This is a genomic window from Pseudomonas sp. Ga0074129, from assembly GCA_001465025.1.
Taxonomy (GTDB): domain Bacteria; phylum Pseudomonadota; class Gammaproteobacteria; order Pseudomonadales; family Pseudomonadaceae; genus Aquipseudomonas.
Map to the genome: position 1 here is coordinate 1 of LNDO01000109.1, position 14,279 is coordinate 14,279.

Below are 14,279 nucleotides of genomic sequence, written 5' to 3' on the forward strand. Positions count from 1 at the left end.
TAGCGGACATGCTAACTCGTATCCGTAATGCCCAGATGGCTGAAAAGTCCGTCGTAAGCATGCCGTCTTCCACGTTGAAGGTGGCTGTAGCCAAAGTTTTGAAAGACGAAGGTTATATTGCGGGTTATCAGATCAGCGGCGAAGTTAAGCCGCAGCTGTCCATCGAGCTGAAGTACTTCGAAGGCCGTCCGGTTATCGAAGAAGTTAAGCGCGTAAGCCGTCCAGGCCTTCGCCAATACAAATCCGTCGATGATCTGCCGAAAGTTCGTGGCGGTCTCGGTGTATCCATCGTCTCCACCAACAAGGGTGTGATGACGGACCGCGCTGCGCGCGCTGCCGGTGTCGGCGGCGAAGTGCTCTGCACAGTGTTCTAAGGGGGGATAAGCATGTCTCGCGTTGCTAAGAACCCCGTAAAGCTGCCCGCTGGTGTTGAGATCAATCTCGCCGGCCAACAGCTTTCGGTGAAGGGTGCCAAGGGCACTCTCGAACTGAATGTTCACTCGTCCGTTGAAGTCCTGCAAGAAGCTGGTGAGCTGCGTTTCGCTGCTCGCAATGGCGATCAGCAGACTCGTGCAATGGCCGGTACCACTCGCGCCCTGGTCAACAATATGGTGATCGGTGTTAGCACTGGCTTTGAGCGTAAGCTGCAGCTGGTTGGTGTTGGTTACAAAGCGCAAGCCAAAGGTCAGGTGCTAAACCTCGCTCTCGGCTTCTCCCATCCGATCGACTATGAGTTGCCGGACGGTGTAGTAGCTGAAACCCCTACCCAGACCGAGATCCTGATTAAGGGTGTCGACAAACAACTGGTTGGTCAGGTGGCTGCGGAGATTCGTGACTTCCGTCGTCCTGAACCTTACAAGGGCAAAGGTGTTCGTTACGCTGACGAAGTCGTCCGCCGTAAAGAAGCCAAGAAGAATGCGTCGCGCTCGCAAAGCACGCCTGAAAATGCACGAGCTCGAAGCCGTGCGTCTCTGCGTGTATCGCTCTTCGCAGCACATCTATGCCCAGGTCATTTCGGCCGACGGCAGCAAGGTTCTGGCCAGCGCCTCTACCTTGGACAAAGCACTGCGTGACGGCGCCACTGGCAACGTCGACGCGGCCAAGAAAGTTGGTGAGCTGGTTGCCGAGCGCGCGAAAGCCGCTGGTGTAACTCAGGTTGCATTCGACCGTTCTGGCTTCAAGTACCACGGCCGCGTTAAGGCGCTGGCTGATGCTGCTCGTGAAGGCGGGCTGGAGTTCTAAGTTATGGCAAATAACGACCAAAAGCGCGACGAAGGCTATATCGAGAAGCTGGTACAGGTTAACCGCGTTGCCAAGACCGTTAAAGGCGGCCGTATCTTCACTTTCACCGCGTTGACCGTGGTAGGTGATGGTAAGGGTCGTGTTGGTTTCGGCCGTGGTAAATCCCGTGAAGTGCCTGCTGCCATCCAAAAGGCGATGGAGGCTGCTCGTCGCAACATGATTCAGGTAGACCTGAACGGCACCACGCTCCAGTACGCAATGAAGTCTGCTCATGGCGCCTCCAAGGTGTACATGCAGCCTGCTTCTGAAGGTACCGGCATCATCGCTGGCGGCGCAATGCGTGCTGTTCTGGAAGTTGCTGGCGTGCAAAACGTTCTGGCTAAGTGCTACGGCTCGACTAACCCTGTGAACGTGGTTTACGCCACTTTCAAAGGTTTGAAAGCTATGCAGTCGCCTAGTTCTGTTGCGGCCAAGCGTGGCAAGAGCGTCGAGGAGATTCTCTAATCATGGCTAACACCGTAAAAGTTACGCTGGTAAAAAGCATGACCGGTCGTATTCCAAACCACAAACTCTGCGTCAAGGGTTTGGGTCTGCGTCGTATCGGTCACACCGTAGAAGTGCTGGATACTCCTGAGAATCGCGGGATGATCAACAAGGCTTACTACATGCTGCGAGTCGAGGGTTAATTCATGTACCTGAACGATTTGAGTCCTGCGCCGGGTTCCCGTCGCGAGAAGCACCGTCCGGGCCGTGGTATCGGTAGCGGTTTGGGTAAGACTGGTGGCCGGCACTATTGCTCCGGGTTTTGAAGGCGGCCAGCAGCCTCTGCACCGCCGTCTGCCTAAGTTCGGCTTCGTTTCTTTGAAAGCTATGGATCGCGCCCAAGTGCGTACGTCCGAGCTGAATAAAATCGAAGGCGGCATTGTCACTCTGCAGTCGCTGAAGGATGCCAACCTGATTAACCAAAACGTACAGCGCGTGAAAGTCATGCTGTCCGGTGAGGTTACTCAAGCGGTCACCCTTAAAGGTATCGCCGTCACCAAAGGTGCGCGCGCGGCTATCGAAGCAGCTGGCGGTAAGTTCGAGGAATAAATGGCTAAGCAAGGTGCTCTCTCAGCGCTCAGCAATGGCGGGTTATCCGAGCTCTGGGCTCGTCGGATAGGTGCACACATCCCGGTTCCCGGTATCAACCCCGATCGGCTGGCAGACCTGTTTCGACAGAATGAGGGGACCATTCTTAGCTTGTTCAACATGTTTTCCGGTGGCGCGCTGGAGCGCATGAGTATTTTTGCATTGGGGATCATGCCGTACATTTCGGCGTCGATCATCATGCAGCTCATGACCGCTGTCAGCCCGCAGCTGGAGCAGTTGAAGAAGGAAGGTGAAGCTGGCCGTCGTAAGATTAGCCAGTACACCCGTATCGGTATGTCCGTTGGTTTGGCCAGTCAGGGCGTAGCGTTTTCAGTCGATTTTGGCTTCCACTTCGTTGCGATCACCACATTTGTGTCGGGCGCGATGTTCATGATGTGGCTTGGCGAACAAATCACTGAGCGCGGTGTTGGCAACGGTATTTCGATGCTGATTTTTGCAGGCATCGTGGCCGGTCTGCCGTCGGCAATTGGGCAGTCTTTTGAGTCTGCTCGACAGGGCGATATCAATATTTTTGCCCTGATTGCCATCGGTTTGCTGGCAGTAGCGATTATCGGTTTTGTGGTCTTCATTGAGCGTGGCCAGCGTCGCATTGCTGTGCATTACGCCAAGCGTCAGCAGGGCCGTAAGGTCTTCGCTGCGCAAACAAGCCACTTGCCGTTGAAGGTGAATATGGCGGGTGTTATCCCGGCCATTTTTGCCAGCAGCCTTCTGTTATTCCCGGCTTCGCTGGGTGCCTGGTTTGGTCAGTCTGAGGGTATGGGCTGGCTGCAGGATATTTCGCAGGCTATCGCTCCTGGTCAGCCGTTGAACATTTTGCTGTTTAGTGCAGGGATTATCTTTTTCTGCTTCTTCTACACAGCGTTGATGTTTAACCCGAAAGACGTAGCGGAAAACCTGAAGAAGTCCGGTGCCTTTATTCCGGGTATCCGTCCCGGTGAGCAATCGGCGCGCTATATCGATGGCGTGTTGCTTGTTGCCCCAGTTCTTGGTGGTGGCTGCCAACGTACCGTTCTATCTTGGCGGGACCTCGTTGCTGATCGTGGTCGTGGTTGTGATGGACTTTATGTCGCAAGTACAATCGCACCTCGTTTCGCACCAGTACGAATCCCTGATGAAGAAAGCCAACCTGAAGGGCTACGGCAGCGGCATGCTGCGCTGAAGTCCATAAGGTTCGAGGAGTTGGTGATGAAAGTTCGTGCATCGGTGAAAAAGCTGTGCCGTAACTGCAAAATTATTCGTCGCGAAGGTGTTGTGCGAGTGATTTGCAGCGCGGAACCGCGTCACAAGCAGCGCCAAGGCTGAGTGTGATTGAGCGTTACAAGCCCGGCAGCTAGTGCGCTGCCGGGTTGATTATTTGTTATTACAGCGTTAATATCTCGCGCCCTATTTCTTGGCTTCCGGGGCGTAGGTAGCTGTCAATTGGAGTTCCACTGAATGGCCCGTATTGCAGGCGTTAACATTCCGGATAACAAGCACACTGTTATCTCGTTGACCTACATCTTTGGTGTTGGTCGCACCACTGCACAGAAAATCTGTGCTGCTACCGGTGTTAATCCGGCAGCTAAAATCAAAGATCTCTCTGACGAGCAGATCGAGCAGCTGCGTGGCGAAGTGGCCAAGGTTAATACCGAAGGCGACCTGCGTCGTGAAGTGAACATGAAAATCAAGCGCTTGATGGACCTGGGTTGCTATCGCGGCCTGCGTCATCGTCGTGGTCTTCCGGTCCGCGGTCAGCGTACCAAGACCAACGCGCGTACCCGTAAGGGCCCGCGTAAGCCGATCCGCAAGTAATCGCATTCGCGCATCGACAGGAATCTAGTCATGGCAAAACCTGCTGCTCGTACTCGTAAAAAAGTAAAAAAGACGGTGGTTGATGGCATCGCCCACATCCACGCTTCTTTCAACAACACAATCGTGACCATTACTGACCGTCAGGGCAACGCCCTATCCTGGGCTACCTCTGGTGGTTCGGGTTTCCGCGGCTCGCGTAAAAGCACCCCGTTCGCTGCCCAGGTGGCTGCTGAGCGTGCTGGTCAAGCTGCGCTGGAATACGGTCTGAAGAACCTCGACGTTAACGTCAAGGGTCCAGGTCCGGGTCGTGAGTCCGCTGTCCGTGCTTTGAACGGCTGTGGCTATAAGATCGCCAGCATCACCGATGTGACGCCAATCCCGCATAACGGGTGCCGTCCTTCGAAGAAGCGTCGCGTGTAATCAGGAGACAGTGAGAAATGGCTCGTTACATTGGTCCCAAATGCAAACTGTCTCGTCGTGAAGGCACAGATCTTTTCCTGAAAAGGTATTCACGGTCAGCGCCGTGGCCGTCAGTCTGACTACGGCACCCAGCTGCGTGAGAAGCAAAAAGTTCGCCGCATCTATGGCGTACTTGAGCGTCAGTTCAGCGGTTATTACAAAGAAGCTGCCGGTAAGAAAGGCGCTACTGGTGAGAACCTTCTGCAACTGCTCGAGTGCCGTCTGGATAACGTGGTTTACCGCATGGGTTACGGCGCAACTCGCGCTGAATCCCGTCAGCTGGTATCGCACAAGTCGATCAGCGTAAACGGTAAAACTGTTAACGTTCCGTCCTACCAGGTTAAAGCTGGTGACGTTGTTGCAGTTCGCGAGAAATCGAAGAATCAGCTGCGCATTGTTCAAGCTCTTGAGCTGTGTGCCCAGCGTGGCCGCGTTGAATGGGTAGAAGTAGACACTGAGAAGAAATCCGGCGTGTTCAAAAGCGTTCCGGCTCGCAGTGATCTCTCCGCCGACATCAACGAAAGCCTGATTGTCGAGCTCTACTCCAAGTAAGGGCTAGAAAATAGGTGCATCCATGCAGATTTCGGTAAATGAGTTCCTGACCCCCCGTCACATTGATGTGCAGGTGGTCAGTTCGACCCGCGCCAAGATCACTCTCGAGCCTCTCGAGCGTGGCTTTGGCCATACGCTGGGCAACGCGCTGCGTCGCATCCTATTGACGGTGTACTCCATGAGTACAGCGCCATCGAAGGTGTTCAGGAAGACGTAATTGAAATCCTGCTCAACCTTAAAGGTCTGGCTTTCAAACTGCACGGTCGTGACGAAGTGACGTTGACTCTGGCGAAGAAGGGCTCGGGCGTAGTTACCGCTGCCGATATTCAGCTGGATCACGATGTCGAAATCGTCAATGGCGACCACGTAATCGCCAACCTGGCTTCCACTGGCGCGCTGAACATGAAGCTCACCATAGCTCGTGGTCGCGGCTATGAGCCGGCTGACGCTCGTCAGAGCGATGAAGACGAAAGCCGCAGCATTGGTCGCTTGCAGCTGGATGCTTCGTTCAGCCCGGTACGCCGTGTGTCGTACGTGGTGGAAAATGCTCGTGTTGAGCAGCGTACCAACTTGGACAAACTGGTTATCGACCTGGAAACCAACGGTACTCTGGATCCGGAAGAGGCTATTCGCCGTGCTGCAACCATCCTGCAACAGCAGTTGGCTGCATTCGTCGACCTCAAAGGTGACAGTGAGCCTGTTGTTATCGAGCAGGAAGATGAGATCGATCCGATCCTCCTCCGTCCGGTTGATGACCTGGAACTGACTGTACGTTCGGCTAACTGCCTCAAAGCAGAGAACATTTACTACATCGGCGATCTGATTCAGCGCACCGAAGTAGAACTGTTGAAAACGCCGAACTTGGGCAAGAAATCCCTGACTGAAATCAAGGATGTTCTGGCTTCTCGCGGTCTGTCCCTCGGTATGCGCCTCGACAACTGGCCGCCGGCAAGTCTGAAGAAAGACGATAAGGCGACTGCCTGATCGTCATCATCACCGAACGTGAGTTTGGTAAGGAATTGAACCATGCGTCATCGTAAAAGTGGCCGTCACCTCAGCCGCACCAGCGCACACCGCAAGGCCATGTTCCAGAACATGGCGGTATCGCTGTTCGAGCATGAGCTGATCAAAACTACTCTGCCGAAAGCCAAAGAGCTGCGTCGCGTTGCCGAGCCGCTTATCACTCTGGCTAAAGAAGACAGCGTTGCAAACCGTCGTCTGGCCTTCGACCGTACGCGTTCGAAAGCCATCGTTGGTAAGCTGTTTAACGATCTGGGCAAGCGCTACGCCACCCGTCAGGGCGGTTACCTGCGTATTCTCAAGTGCGGTTTCCGTACTGGCGACAATGCTCCAATGGCTTATGTTGAGCTGGTTGACCGTCCGGTCGCTGGTGCAGCGGTAGACGCTGAGTAAGTTGCAGGTTGTATGAAAAACCGGGCCTTGGCCCGGTTTTTTGTTATCTGGGCGTTGGTAATTAGTTCTGCTGGTGTTTTATGTGGCGGCCTGTAATTGGTTGCCCTGCTAATCTGCTTGGAGGCAATTGTTGGTTAGGTGCACTTAATGCAGCTCGATCAATGGTCACGTGCGCAGGTTGCAGGGTGGGTTGCCCCTTTTATTGTTGATATGCCCGATTTCGTGCCTGCAACGCTGTTTGGTTTTTAGCTTGACCGTTTTGCAGGCGCGCCACAGCATAGCCCCATGAATGATGTGTTTTTGTGAGGATTTGAGCCATGAAAGGTCATGCAGAAGTTATCGATTACTTGAAAATGCTGCTCAAGGGTGAGCTTGCGGCTCGTGATCAATATTTCGTGCACTCACGTCTGTATGAAGACTGGGGTTTCGCAAAGCTGTATGAGCGTATCAATCATGAAATGGAGGAAGAGACTCAGCACGCTGACGCCATCCTCAAGCGCATTCTGTTTCTTGAGGGTGCGCCGGATATGGTGCCTGACAGCTTCCATTTTGGTCAGACAGTCCCCGAGATGCTCAAGCTCGACCTAGCGCTTGAGTACCATGTGCGCGCCGCGCTGAGTAAGGGTATTGCGCTGTGCGAGCAGCACCAGGATTATCAAACCCGCGATATTTTGTTGGTTCAGCTCAAAGACACTGAAGAAGATCATGCTTATTGGCTGGAAGCCCAATTGGGATTGATCGAGAGAGTGGGTCTGGAGAATTATTTGCAAAGTCAGATGTAAGCGTTAAAGCGCGTGGCCGTGCTTACAGGTCTTACTCGGCAAAAAGTGTGCAAGTGAAAAAGCCAGAGCGGAGGTGATCCGCTCTGGCTTTTTTGTGGCGTGCTGCTTGAGTTTTTTTCTGTAGTTAGTCTCGATCGCGCTCTAGCAATGGCTTGAGGAAGAAGCCTGTGTGCGATTGCGGCATTTCGGCGACTTCTTCTGGCGTGCCGACGGCGATGATCTGGCCGCCTTTTGATCCACCCTCGGGGCCGAGATCCACCAGCCAGTCGGCTGTTTTGATCACGTCCAGGTTGTGCTCAATAACCACGACCGTGTTGCCGTGATCACGCAGGCGATGCAAGACGTCGAGCAGTTGCTGGATATCGGCAAAGTGCAGGCCCGTTGTCGGCTCGTCGAGGATGTACAGGGTCTTGCCGGTATCGCGCTTGCTCAGCTCACGGCTCAGCTTGACCCGCTGTGCCTCGCCGCCGGACAGAGTGGTCGCACTCTGGCCCAGCTTGATATAAGACAGGCCGACATCCATCAGCGTTTGCAGCTTGCGCGCCAGGGCGGGCACGGCATCGAAGAACACGCGCGCTTCTTCGATGGTCATGTCGAGTACTTCGGTGATGCTCTTGCCCTTGTACTTAACCTCTAGGGTTTCGCGGTTGTAGCGTTTGCTTTTGCACACATCGCAGGGCACGTAGATGTCCGGCAGAAAGTGCATTTCCACCTTGATCAGGCCATCGCCTTGGCAGGCTTCGCAGCGTCCGCCTTTGACGTTGAAGGAGAAGCGTCCAGGGCCGTATCCGCGCGAGCGCGACTCCGGCACCCCGGCGAACAGCTCGCGGATTGGCGTGAAAAGCCCGGTGTAGGTCGCAGGGTTGGAGCGCGGCGTGCGGCCAATTGGGCTTTGATCGATGTCCACTACCTTATCCAGGTGCTGAAGGCCGTCGATGCTGTCGTGGGCAGCCGCTTCCAAGGTGGTTGCGCCATTCAGTGCCGTGGCGCTCAGCGGGAATAGGGTGTTGTTGATCAGCGTCGACTTGCCGGAGCCGGAAACACCGGTGACACACGTGAGCAGGCCGATCGGGATTTCCAGGTCGACATTGCGCAGGTTATTGCCGCGCGCGCCCTTGATCTTCAGCAAGAGTTTTTTATCGCGCGGGTGACGCTTGGCAGGTACGGCGATTTTCACGCGCCCGGACAAGTACTTGCCCGTAAGCGAGTCCGGATGAGCCATGACTTCGGCTGCGGTGCCTTGGGCGACGATTTGTCCGCCATGCACGCCGGCACCAGGGCCGATATCCACCACGTAGTCGGCCATGCGGATGGCGTCTTCGTCGTGTTCGACCACGATCACCGTGTTGCCGATGTCGCGCAAGTGGCGCAGGGTGCCGAGCAGGCGTTCGTTGTCGCGCTGATGCAGGCCGATGCTCGGTTCGTCGAGGATGTACATCACACCGACGAGGCCGGCGCCGATCTGGCTGGCCAAGCGAATACGCTGCGCTTCACCACCAGAAAGGGTGTCCGCGCTGCGGTCGAGGGTCAGGTAATCGAGGCCGACGTTGACCAAGAATTGCAGGCGTTCGCGGATTTCCTTGAGGATCTTTTCCGCAATTTCACCGCGACGTCCCGGCAAAGCCAAGCTGCCGAAGTACTCGGTAGCGTCGCCAATGGGCATGCCGCTGACTGCCGGCAGCGTCTTCTCGCCAACCCATACGTGGCGCGCTTCGCGGCGCAGGCGGGTGCCGCGGCAGTCCTGGCAGGCTTGGGTGCTGAGAAACTTGGCCAGTTCTTCACGTACGCTGGACGATTCGGTTTCGCGGTAGCGCCGCTCCAGATTCGGCACGATGCCTTCGAAGGGATGCGAGCGCTTAACGATGTCGCCACGGTCGTTGAGGTATTTGAAATCGACGTTTTGCGTACCGCTGCCAAACAGAATGCATTTCTGGTGTTCGGCGCTGAGTTCGTCAAACGGCACTTCTAGGCTGAATCCGTAATGTGCAGCCAAAGAGCCGAGCATCTGGAAGTAATAAACGTTGCGCCTGTCCCAGCCGCGGATCGCGCCTTCGGCCAGGGTCAGTTCGCCGTTGACCAGGCGCTTGGTGTCGAAGAACTGCTTAACGCCGAGGCCGTCGCAGGTCGGGCAGGCACCGGCCGGATTGTTGAAGGAGAACAGCTTGGGTTCAAGTTCACTGATCGAGTGGCCGCACACCGGGCAGGCAAAGCGGGCAGAGAAGATGATCTCTTCACCGATTTCCCCCTCCATTGGTGCGATCAGGGCCAGGCCGTCGGCGAGCTTTAGTGCTGTTTCGAAAGATTCAGCCAGGCGCTGCTGCATATCGCCGCGCGCCTTGAAGCGGTCAACCACGGCATCAATGCTGTGCTTCTTCTGCTTGTCGAGCTTCGGCAGTTCGTCCAGTTCGTAAATCTTGCCGTTGATCCGCACGCGGACAAAACCCTGCGCGCGCAGTTCATCAAAGACCGCAAGGTGTTCACCTTTGCGTTCGCGAATTACCGGGGCGAGCAGCATCAGTTTGCTGCCTTCGGGCAGGGCCAGCACCTGATCGACCATCTGGCTGACGGTCTGCGCTTCCAGCGGCAGATCGTGGTCCGGGCAGCGCGGAATGCCAGCGCGGGCATATAGCAGGCGCAGGTAGTCGTAAATTTCGGTGATGGTGCCGACGGTGGAGCGTGGGTTGTGTGAGGTGGACTTCTGCTCGATGGAAATCGCCGGCGAAAGGCCTTCGATGGTATCGACGTCAGGCTTTTCCATCATCGAGAGAAACTGCCGGGCGTAGGCCGACAGCGACTCAACGTAGCGGCGCTGTCCTTCCGCATAAAGGGTGTCGAAGGCCAGCGATGATTTGCCCGAGCCAGATAAGCCAGTGATGACAATCAGCTTGACGCGCGGCAGGGTCAGGTCGATGTTTTTCAGGTTGTGGGTGCGAGCACCCCGAATCAGTATCTTGTCCACAAACAACAGCCTCGCATGGCGGGCGGAAAACCACCGAGTATACGGCTCCGAGGACCAGCGCGGCAAAGCGTCACTGCTGTGCCAGGTGCGATCAGGCTGCTAGAATCGCCGCCTGTTTTTAATAGAGCGTTTTCCATGCACGATCAGCACAGTGAGCGCATGAGTGGCGGCGAAGCCCGAGCAGCCAGCGGTTTGGCGTTGGTGTTTGCGTTCCGCATGCTTGGCCTGTTTATGGTGCTGCCGGTGATGGCAACCTACGGCATGGAGTTGCAAGGCAGCACGCCGGCTTTGATTGGATTAGCCATTGGCGCTTACGGCCTGACTCAGGCCGTGCTGCAGATTCCCTTCGGTATGCTCAGTGATCGTATTGGCCGGCGTCCGGTGATTTATGTCGGGCTGCTGATTTTTGCCGCTGGCAGTTTGTTGGCGGCGAATGCGGACAGCATTTGGGGTGTAATTGCCGGCCGAGTCTTGCAGGGGGCGGGTGCTATTTCGGCTGCAGTGATGGCCCTGCTGTCCGACCTCACCCGTGAGCAGCATCGCACCAAGGCGATGGCCATGATCGGCATGAGCATTGGTCTGTCGTTTGCCGTGGCGATGGTGGTGGGGCCATTGCTGACGCGTGCCTTTGGTCTTTCCGGTTTATTTCTCGCAACGGCGGCGATGGCGCTGCTGGGTATCGTTGTCGTAGCCGGCTGGGTGCCGCGTGCATCCAGCGCGCTGCAGCATCGGGAGTCGGGCGTGGCCAGTCAGGCCCTTTTACCCACCTTGAAAAATTTTGATTTGCTGCGGCTGGATTTTGCCATCCTGGCTCTGCACGCCATCTTGATGGCCAGCTTTATTGCCCTGCCTTTGGCGTTAGTTGAGCAGGGCAGCTTGGCCAAGGAAGAGCACTGGTGGGTTTATCTGACGGCCTTGCTGGTGGGCTTTTTCGCCATGGTGCCGTTCATCATCTACGGTGAGAAAAAACGCCGGATGAAGCAAGTGTTGATCGGCGCTGTGCTGGTGTTGCTGGTCTGTGAGTTGTTCTTTGTGATGGTCGAGCAAAACCTGCGCACGTTGGTGCTGGGTATGGTGGTCTTTTTCACGGCCTTTAATCTGCTTGAGGCATCGCTGCCTTCTTTGGTTAGCAAGGTCGCGCCGGCGGGCGGCAAGGGCACTGCCATGGGGGTTTACGCCACCAGTCAGTTCCTTGGTGCGGCCATTGGCGGCATTCTCGGCGGCTGGCTGTATCAGCATTACAGCTTGTCGGGCGTGTTTCTTGGTTGCGCGGGCATGGCTCTTCTTTGGTTGGGCTTTGCTGTTACTATGCGCGAACCGCCTTATGTCACCAGCTTGCGCCTGCCGCTTTCGTCTGCGGCCTTGGAGGATGCAAGCCTAGCCGAGCGTTTACAGGCTGTGCCCGGAGTGGCGGACGCCGTAGTGGTGCGTGATGAAGCCGCCATTTATATCAAAGTCGATACCCAACAATTGGACCGCACGTCCCTTGAGCGCCTCATAGAGCCGGCGCCGGTGACGTGCTGATAGCCTAGGAGAACGTTATGGCCCGTGGGGTTAACAAAGTCATTCTGGTAGGTACCTGCGGACAGGATCCGGAAACCCGCTACCTGCCAAGCGGCAATGCGGTTACCAACCTGAGCCTGGCGACCAGCGAGCAGTGGACCGACAAACAAACCGGTCAGAAGGTCGAGAAAACCGAGTGGCACCGTGTGTCGCTGTTCGGCAAGGTCGCCGAGATTGCTGGCGAGTACCTGCGTAAAGGTTCGCAGGTCTATATCGAAGGCAAACTGCAAACCCGCGAGTGGGAAAAAGATGGTGTGAAGCGTTACACCACTGAAATCATCGTCGATATGCAAGGCACCATGCAGTTGCTCGGTGGTCGTCCGGATAACGCCGGTGGTGATTCTGCGCCACGTCAGCAGCGCCCGGCACCGCAGCGCGAAGCGCAGCAGTCAGCGCCACGCCCGGCGCCTCAGCAAGCCCCGCAACCGGCTGCTGATTTTGACAGCTTTGATGACGACATCCCGTTTTGATCGCCTGAGTTAGCGTTCGATTATGCGTATGCGGCTTATGCTGCTGGGCGGTGGCAATGCGTTGGGGCAAGCGCTTATTCGGCTGGGTGCTGAAGAAGATATTGGCTTCCTCGCACCCAAGCCGCCTGAAGCTGGCTGGGAACCCGCCAGCCTGACCCAGTTGCTGGATGACACCCGTCCTGATGCCCTGATCAACCTCGCTTACTACTTCGACTGGTTTCAGGCCGAGACGGTGAGTGAGGCGTCTTTTGCTGCGCAGGCGCGGTCTGTCGAACGATTGGCCGAGTTGTGTCAGCACCATCAGATCCGTTTGGTGCAACCATCCAGCTACCGCGTATTTGATGGTGCCCGCGCCACCGCCTACAGCGAAAAAGAAGATCCTGTACCGCTTGGTGTGCGAGGGCAGGCGTTGTTGCGGTTTGAGCAGTGTGTCCGCGCCACCTGTCCGCGGCATGTCCTGCTGCGCTTCGGCTGGTTACTCGACGACAGCGCCAAAGGCCTGCTGGGCCGCTTTTTAAGTCGTGCGGAACAAGCATCGCCGCTGTTACTGGCCGATGATCGGCGGGGCAATCCAACACCTGTCGATGATGCTGCGCGGGTGATTCTGGCCGTGCTCAAGCAGCTGGATTGCCAAACCCCGTTGTGGGGCACCTATCACTACGGCGGGCACGAGGCAACGACGTCCCTGGCATTGGGGCAGGCGGTGCTGAATGAGGCTCGTCAGTTCCGCAGCAATTTGCTCGATGAGCTATCGCCGCAGGCGCACAGTGCGCGCTCGGATGCGGCTGAAGAGCCGCAGCATGCCGTACTGTCCTGCAAGAAAATTCTTCACACCTTCGGCATCAAGCCGCGTGCTTGGCGTTCGGGGCTGCCGGCCTTATTGGATCGTTATTACCGCCATGTCTGATTCTCGTCCTGTGCTGGTGACTGGTGGCGCCGGTTTTATTGGCTCTCACTTGGTGGATGCCTTGCTGGCGCAGGGGCACGCCGTGCGCGTGCTGGACAACCTGTCCATGGGCTCGTTGGCCAACTTGCCGTTGGCTAATCCGCAATTGCAGTTTATCCAAGGCGATGTGGCCGATGCCGCCGTGGTCGCGCAGGCGGTTGCCGGTTGCTCGGCTGTTGCGCATCTGGCGGCGGTGGCTTCGGTGCAAGCGTCGGTGGATGACCCGGTGGCCACTCATCAGAGTAACTTTGTTGGCACCCTAAATGTCTGTGAAGCCATGCGCCTGAATGGCCTTTCGCGCGTCGTATTTGCTTCCAGTGCGGCTGTTTATGGCAACAACGGCGAAGGCACCTCAATTGATGAGCAAACGCCAAAGGCGCCATTAACGCCTTATGCGGCCGATAAATTATCCAGCGAGCATTACCTGGATTTTTATCGCCGCCAGCATGGGCTTACGCCGGCTATCTTTCGGTTTTTTAATGTTTTTGGGCCGCGCCAGGATCCGTCTTCGCCGTACTCCGGGGTGATCAGCATTTTCACCCAGCGTGCGCAGCAGGGCTTGCCGATTACTGTGTTTGGTGACGGCGAGCAGACGCGCGACTTTTTCTATGTGGCGGATCTGGTGCAGTTGCTGGTGCAGGCGCTGCAGATGCCGCAGGTGGTAGAGGGCGCGGTCAATGTGGGCTGGAATCAGGCCGTGAGCCTTAACCAGTTGCTGGCGGCTGTCGGCCAGCTCTGCGGCGGCTTGCCGGAGGTTGCTTACTTGGCGTCGCGCCCTGGCGATATCCGCCATTCGCGTGCATCAATTGAACGATTGCAGGCCGCCTACTCATTGCCTGCACCAACGCCTTTGGTTGAAGGGCTGCGCCGCTTACTGCAGGTGTGAGTGTGCGCTGCAGGCTATGCCAGTAAATGGGCGGATAACAGGCACAAAAAAGCCGGCTGCAAGC

General features: G+C 56.5%; 14 protein-coding genes and 5 pseudogenes. 18 read left to right on the plus strand and 1 reads right to left on the minus strand.

Annotation, left to right across the window (positions count from 1 at the left end; translation table 11 throughout):
• From rpsH to bfr, 14 genes and pseudogenes are all read left to right on the plus strand, one after another.
• A partial coding sequence (gene rpsH, locus AUK77_RS16925) for a 30S ribosomal protein S8 (RefSeq protein ID WP_296132035.1) occupies positions 1-374 on the plus strand: 374 nt, incomplete at its 5' end.
• Between the two features lie 12 nt (positions 375-386).
• Positions 387-914 (plus strand): annotated as a pseudogene (gene rplF, locus AUK77_RS16930) (50S ribosomal protein L6); the annotation flags it as partial.
• 1 nt (position 915) lies between these two features.
• Positions 916-1,242: a 50S ribosomal protein L18 gene (gene rplR, locus AUK77_RS16935; protein WP_296132036.1), complete on the plus strand. Its 327-nt coding sequence runs from the start codon at positions 916-918 to the stop codon at positions 1,240-1,242.
• Between the two features lie 3 nt (positions 1,243-1,245).
• Entirely contained in the window at positions 1,246-1,746 is a 501-nt protein-coding gene (rpsE, locus tag AUK77_RS16940; RefSeq protein ID WP_108487729.1) for a 30S ribosomal protein S5, read from the plus strand.
• A 2-nt stretch (positions 1,747-1,748) separates the two neighbouring features.
• Positions 1,749-1,928 (plus strand): 50S ribosomal protein L30, encoded by a 180-nt coding sequence (gene rpmD / locus AUK77_RS16945; protein WP_296132040.1) that lies wholly within the window; start codon positions 1,749-1,751, stop codon positions 1,926-1,928.
• A gap of 3 nt (positions 1,929-1,931) precedes the next feature.
• Positions 1,932-2,334: pseudogene (rplO, locus tag AUK77_RS16950) on the plus strand (50S ribosomal protein L15).
• Positions 2,335-3,553: pseudogene (gene secY / locus AUK77_RS16955) on the plus strand (preprotein translocase subunit SecY).
• Positions 3,554-3,579: 26 nt separating this feature from the next.
• Positions 3,580-3,696 carry a 50S ribosomal protein L36 gene (gene rpmJ, locus AUK77_RS16960; protein ID WP_002555468.1) on the plus strand — a complete coding sequence of 39 codons (117 nt, stop codon included), beginning with the start codon at positions 3,580-3,582 and terminating at the stop codon, positions 3,694-3,696.
• Between the two features lie 132 nt (positions 3,697-3,828).
• Entirely contained in the window at positions 3,829-4,185 is a 357-nt protein-coding gene (gene rpsM, locus AUK77_RS16965; RefSeq protein ID WP_010487012.1) for a 30S ribosomal protein S13, read from the plus strand.
• 30 nt (positions 4,186-4,215) lie between these two features.
• A complete protein-coding gene (rpsK, locus tag AUK77_RS16970; RefSeq protein ID WP_013789773.1) occupies positions 4,216-4,605 on the plus strand; it encodes a 30S ribosomal protein S11 in 390 nt (129 codons plus the stop codon).
• An 83-nt stretch (positions 4,606-4,688) separates the two neighbouring features.
• Positions 4,689-5,196: pseudogene (gene rpsD / locus AUK77_RS16975) on the plus strand (30S ribosomal protein S4); the annotation flags it as partial.
• 22 nt (positions 5,197-5,218) lie between these two features.
• Positions 5,219-6,180: pseudogene (gene rpoA, locus AUK77_RS16980) on the plus strand (DNA-directed RNA polymerase subunit alpha).
• A gap of 42 nt (positions 6,181-6,222) precedes the next feature.
• Positions 6,223-6,609, plus strand: coding sequence for a 50S ribosomal protein L17 (rplQ, locus tag AUK77_RS16985; protein ID WP_069519894.1), 387 nt, complete (start codon positions 6,223-6,225; stop codon positions 6,607-6,609).
• Between the two features lie 317 nt (positions 6,610-6,926).
• Positions 6,927-7,391, plus strand: a complete 465-nt coding sequence (gene bfr, locus AUK77_RS16990; RefSeq protein ID WP_296132043.1) for a bacterioferritin — start codon at positions 6,927-6,929, stop codon at positions 7,389-7,391.
• A 124-nt stretch (positions 7,392-7,515) separates the two neighbouring features.
• On the opposite strand, the gene uvrA is transcribed toward bfr, so the two are convergent.
• Positions 7,516-10,350 (minus strand): excinuclease ABC subunit UvrA, encoded by a 2,835-nt coding sequence (uvrA, locus tag AUK77_RS16995; RefSeq protein ID WP_296132045.1) that lies wholly within the window; start codon positions 10,348-10,350, stop codon positions 7,516-7,518.
• Between the two features lie 135 nt (positions 10,351-10,485).
• On the opposite strand from uvrA, the gene AUK77_RS17000 reads away from it, so the two are divergent.
• From AUK77_RS17000 to AUK77_RS17015, 4 genes are read left to right on the plus strand one after another with little or no spacing between them, the layout of a single operon-like run.
• On the plus strand, positions 10,486-11,874 hold the full coding sequence (locus AUK77_RS17000) for an MFS transporter (protein WP_296132047.1): 1,389 nt from the start codon (positions 10,486-10,488) through the stop codon (positions 11,872-11,874).
• A gap of 17 nt (positions 11,875-11,891) precedes the next feature.
• Positions 11,892-12,383 (plus strand): single-stranded DNA-binding protein, encoded by a 492-nt coding sequence (locus tag AUK77_RS17005; protein ID WP_296132049.1) that lies wholly within the window; start codon positions 11,892-11,894, stop codon positions 12,381-12,383.
• 22 nt (positions 12,384-12,405) lie between these two features.
• Positions 12,406-13,290 (plus strand): sugar nucleotide-binding protein, encoded by an 885-nt coding sequence (locus AUK77_RS17010; RefSeq protein WP_296132052.1) that lies wholly within the window; start codon positions 12,406-12,408, stop codon positions 13,288-13,290.
• Positions 13,283-14,215: an NAD-dependent epimerase/dehydratase family protein gene (locus AUK77_RS17015; protein WP_296132055.1), complete on the plus strand. Its 933-nt coding sequence runs from the start codon at positions 13,283-13,285 to the stop codon at positions 14,213-14,215. Before AUK77_RS17010 ends, AUK77_RS17015 begins: the two co-directional genes overlap by 8 nt.
• Positions 14,216-14,279: the final 64 nt, after the last annotated feature.

What these genes read in the sequence shown, in the direction of transcription:
- rpsM (WP_010487012.1), top strand. Translation starts at nt 3,829, where the DNA reads ATGGCCCGTATTGCAGGCGTTAACATTCCGGATAACAAGCACACTGTT.
- rpmJ (WP_002555468.1), top strand. Translation starts at nt 3,580, where the DNA reads ATGAAAGTTCGTGCATCGGTGAAAAAGCTGTGCCGTAACTGCAAAATT.
- AUK77_RS17000 (WP_296132047.1), top strand. Translation starts at nt 10,486, where the DNA reads ATGCACGATCAGCACAGTGAGCGCATGAGTGGCGGCGAAGCCCGAGCA.
- AUK77_RS17015 (WP_296132055.1), top strand. Translation starts at nt 13,283, where the DNA reads ATGTCTGATTCTCGTCCTGTGCTGGTGACTGGTGGCGCCGGTTTTATT.
- rplQ (WP_069519894.1), top strand. Translation starts at nt 6,223, where the DNA reads ATGCGTCATCGTAAAAGTGGCCGTCACCTCAGCCGCACCAGCGCACAC.
- rpsE (WP_108487729.1), top strand. Translation starts at nt 1,246, where the DNA reads ATGGCAAATAACGACCAAAAGCGCGACGAAGGCTATATCGAGAAGCTG.
- bfr (WP_296132043.1), top strand. Translation starts at nt 6,927, where the DNA reads ATGAAAGGTCATGCAGAAGTTATCGATTACTTGAAAATGCTGCTCAAG.
- rpsK (WP_013789773.1), top strand. Translation starts at nt 4,216, where the DNA reads ATGGCAAAACCTGCTGCTCGTACTCGTAAAAAAGTAAAAAAGACGGTG.
- rplR (WP_296132036.1), top strand. Translation starts at nt 916, where the DNA reads ATGCGTCGCGCTCGCAAAGCACGCCTGAAAATGCACGAGCTCGAAGCC.
- rpmD (WP_296132040.1), top strand. Translation starts at nt 1,749, where the DNA reads ATGGCTAACACCGTAAAAGTTACGCTGGTAAAAAGCATGACCGGTCGT.
- AUK77_RS17005 (WP_296132049.1), top strand. Translation starts at nt 11,892, where the DNA reads ATGGCCCGTGGGGTTAACAAAGTCATTCTGGTAGGTACCTGCGGACAG.
- AUK77_RS17010 (WP_296132052.1), top strand. Translation starts at nt 12,406, where the DNA reads ATGCGTATGCGGCTTATGCTGCTGGGCGGTGGCAATGCGTTGGGGCAA.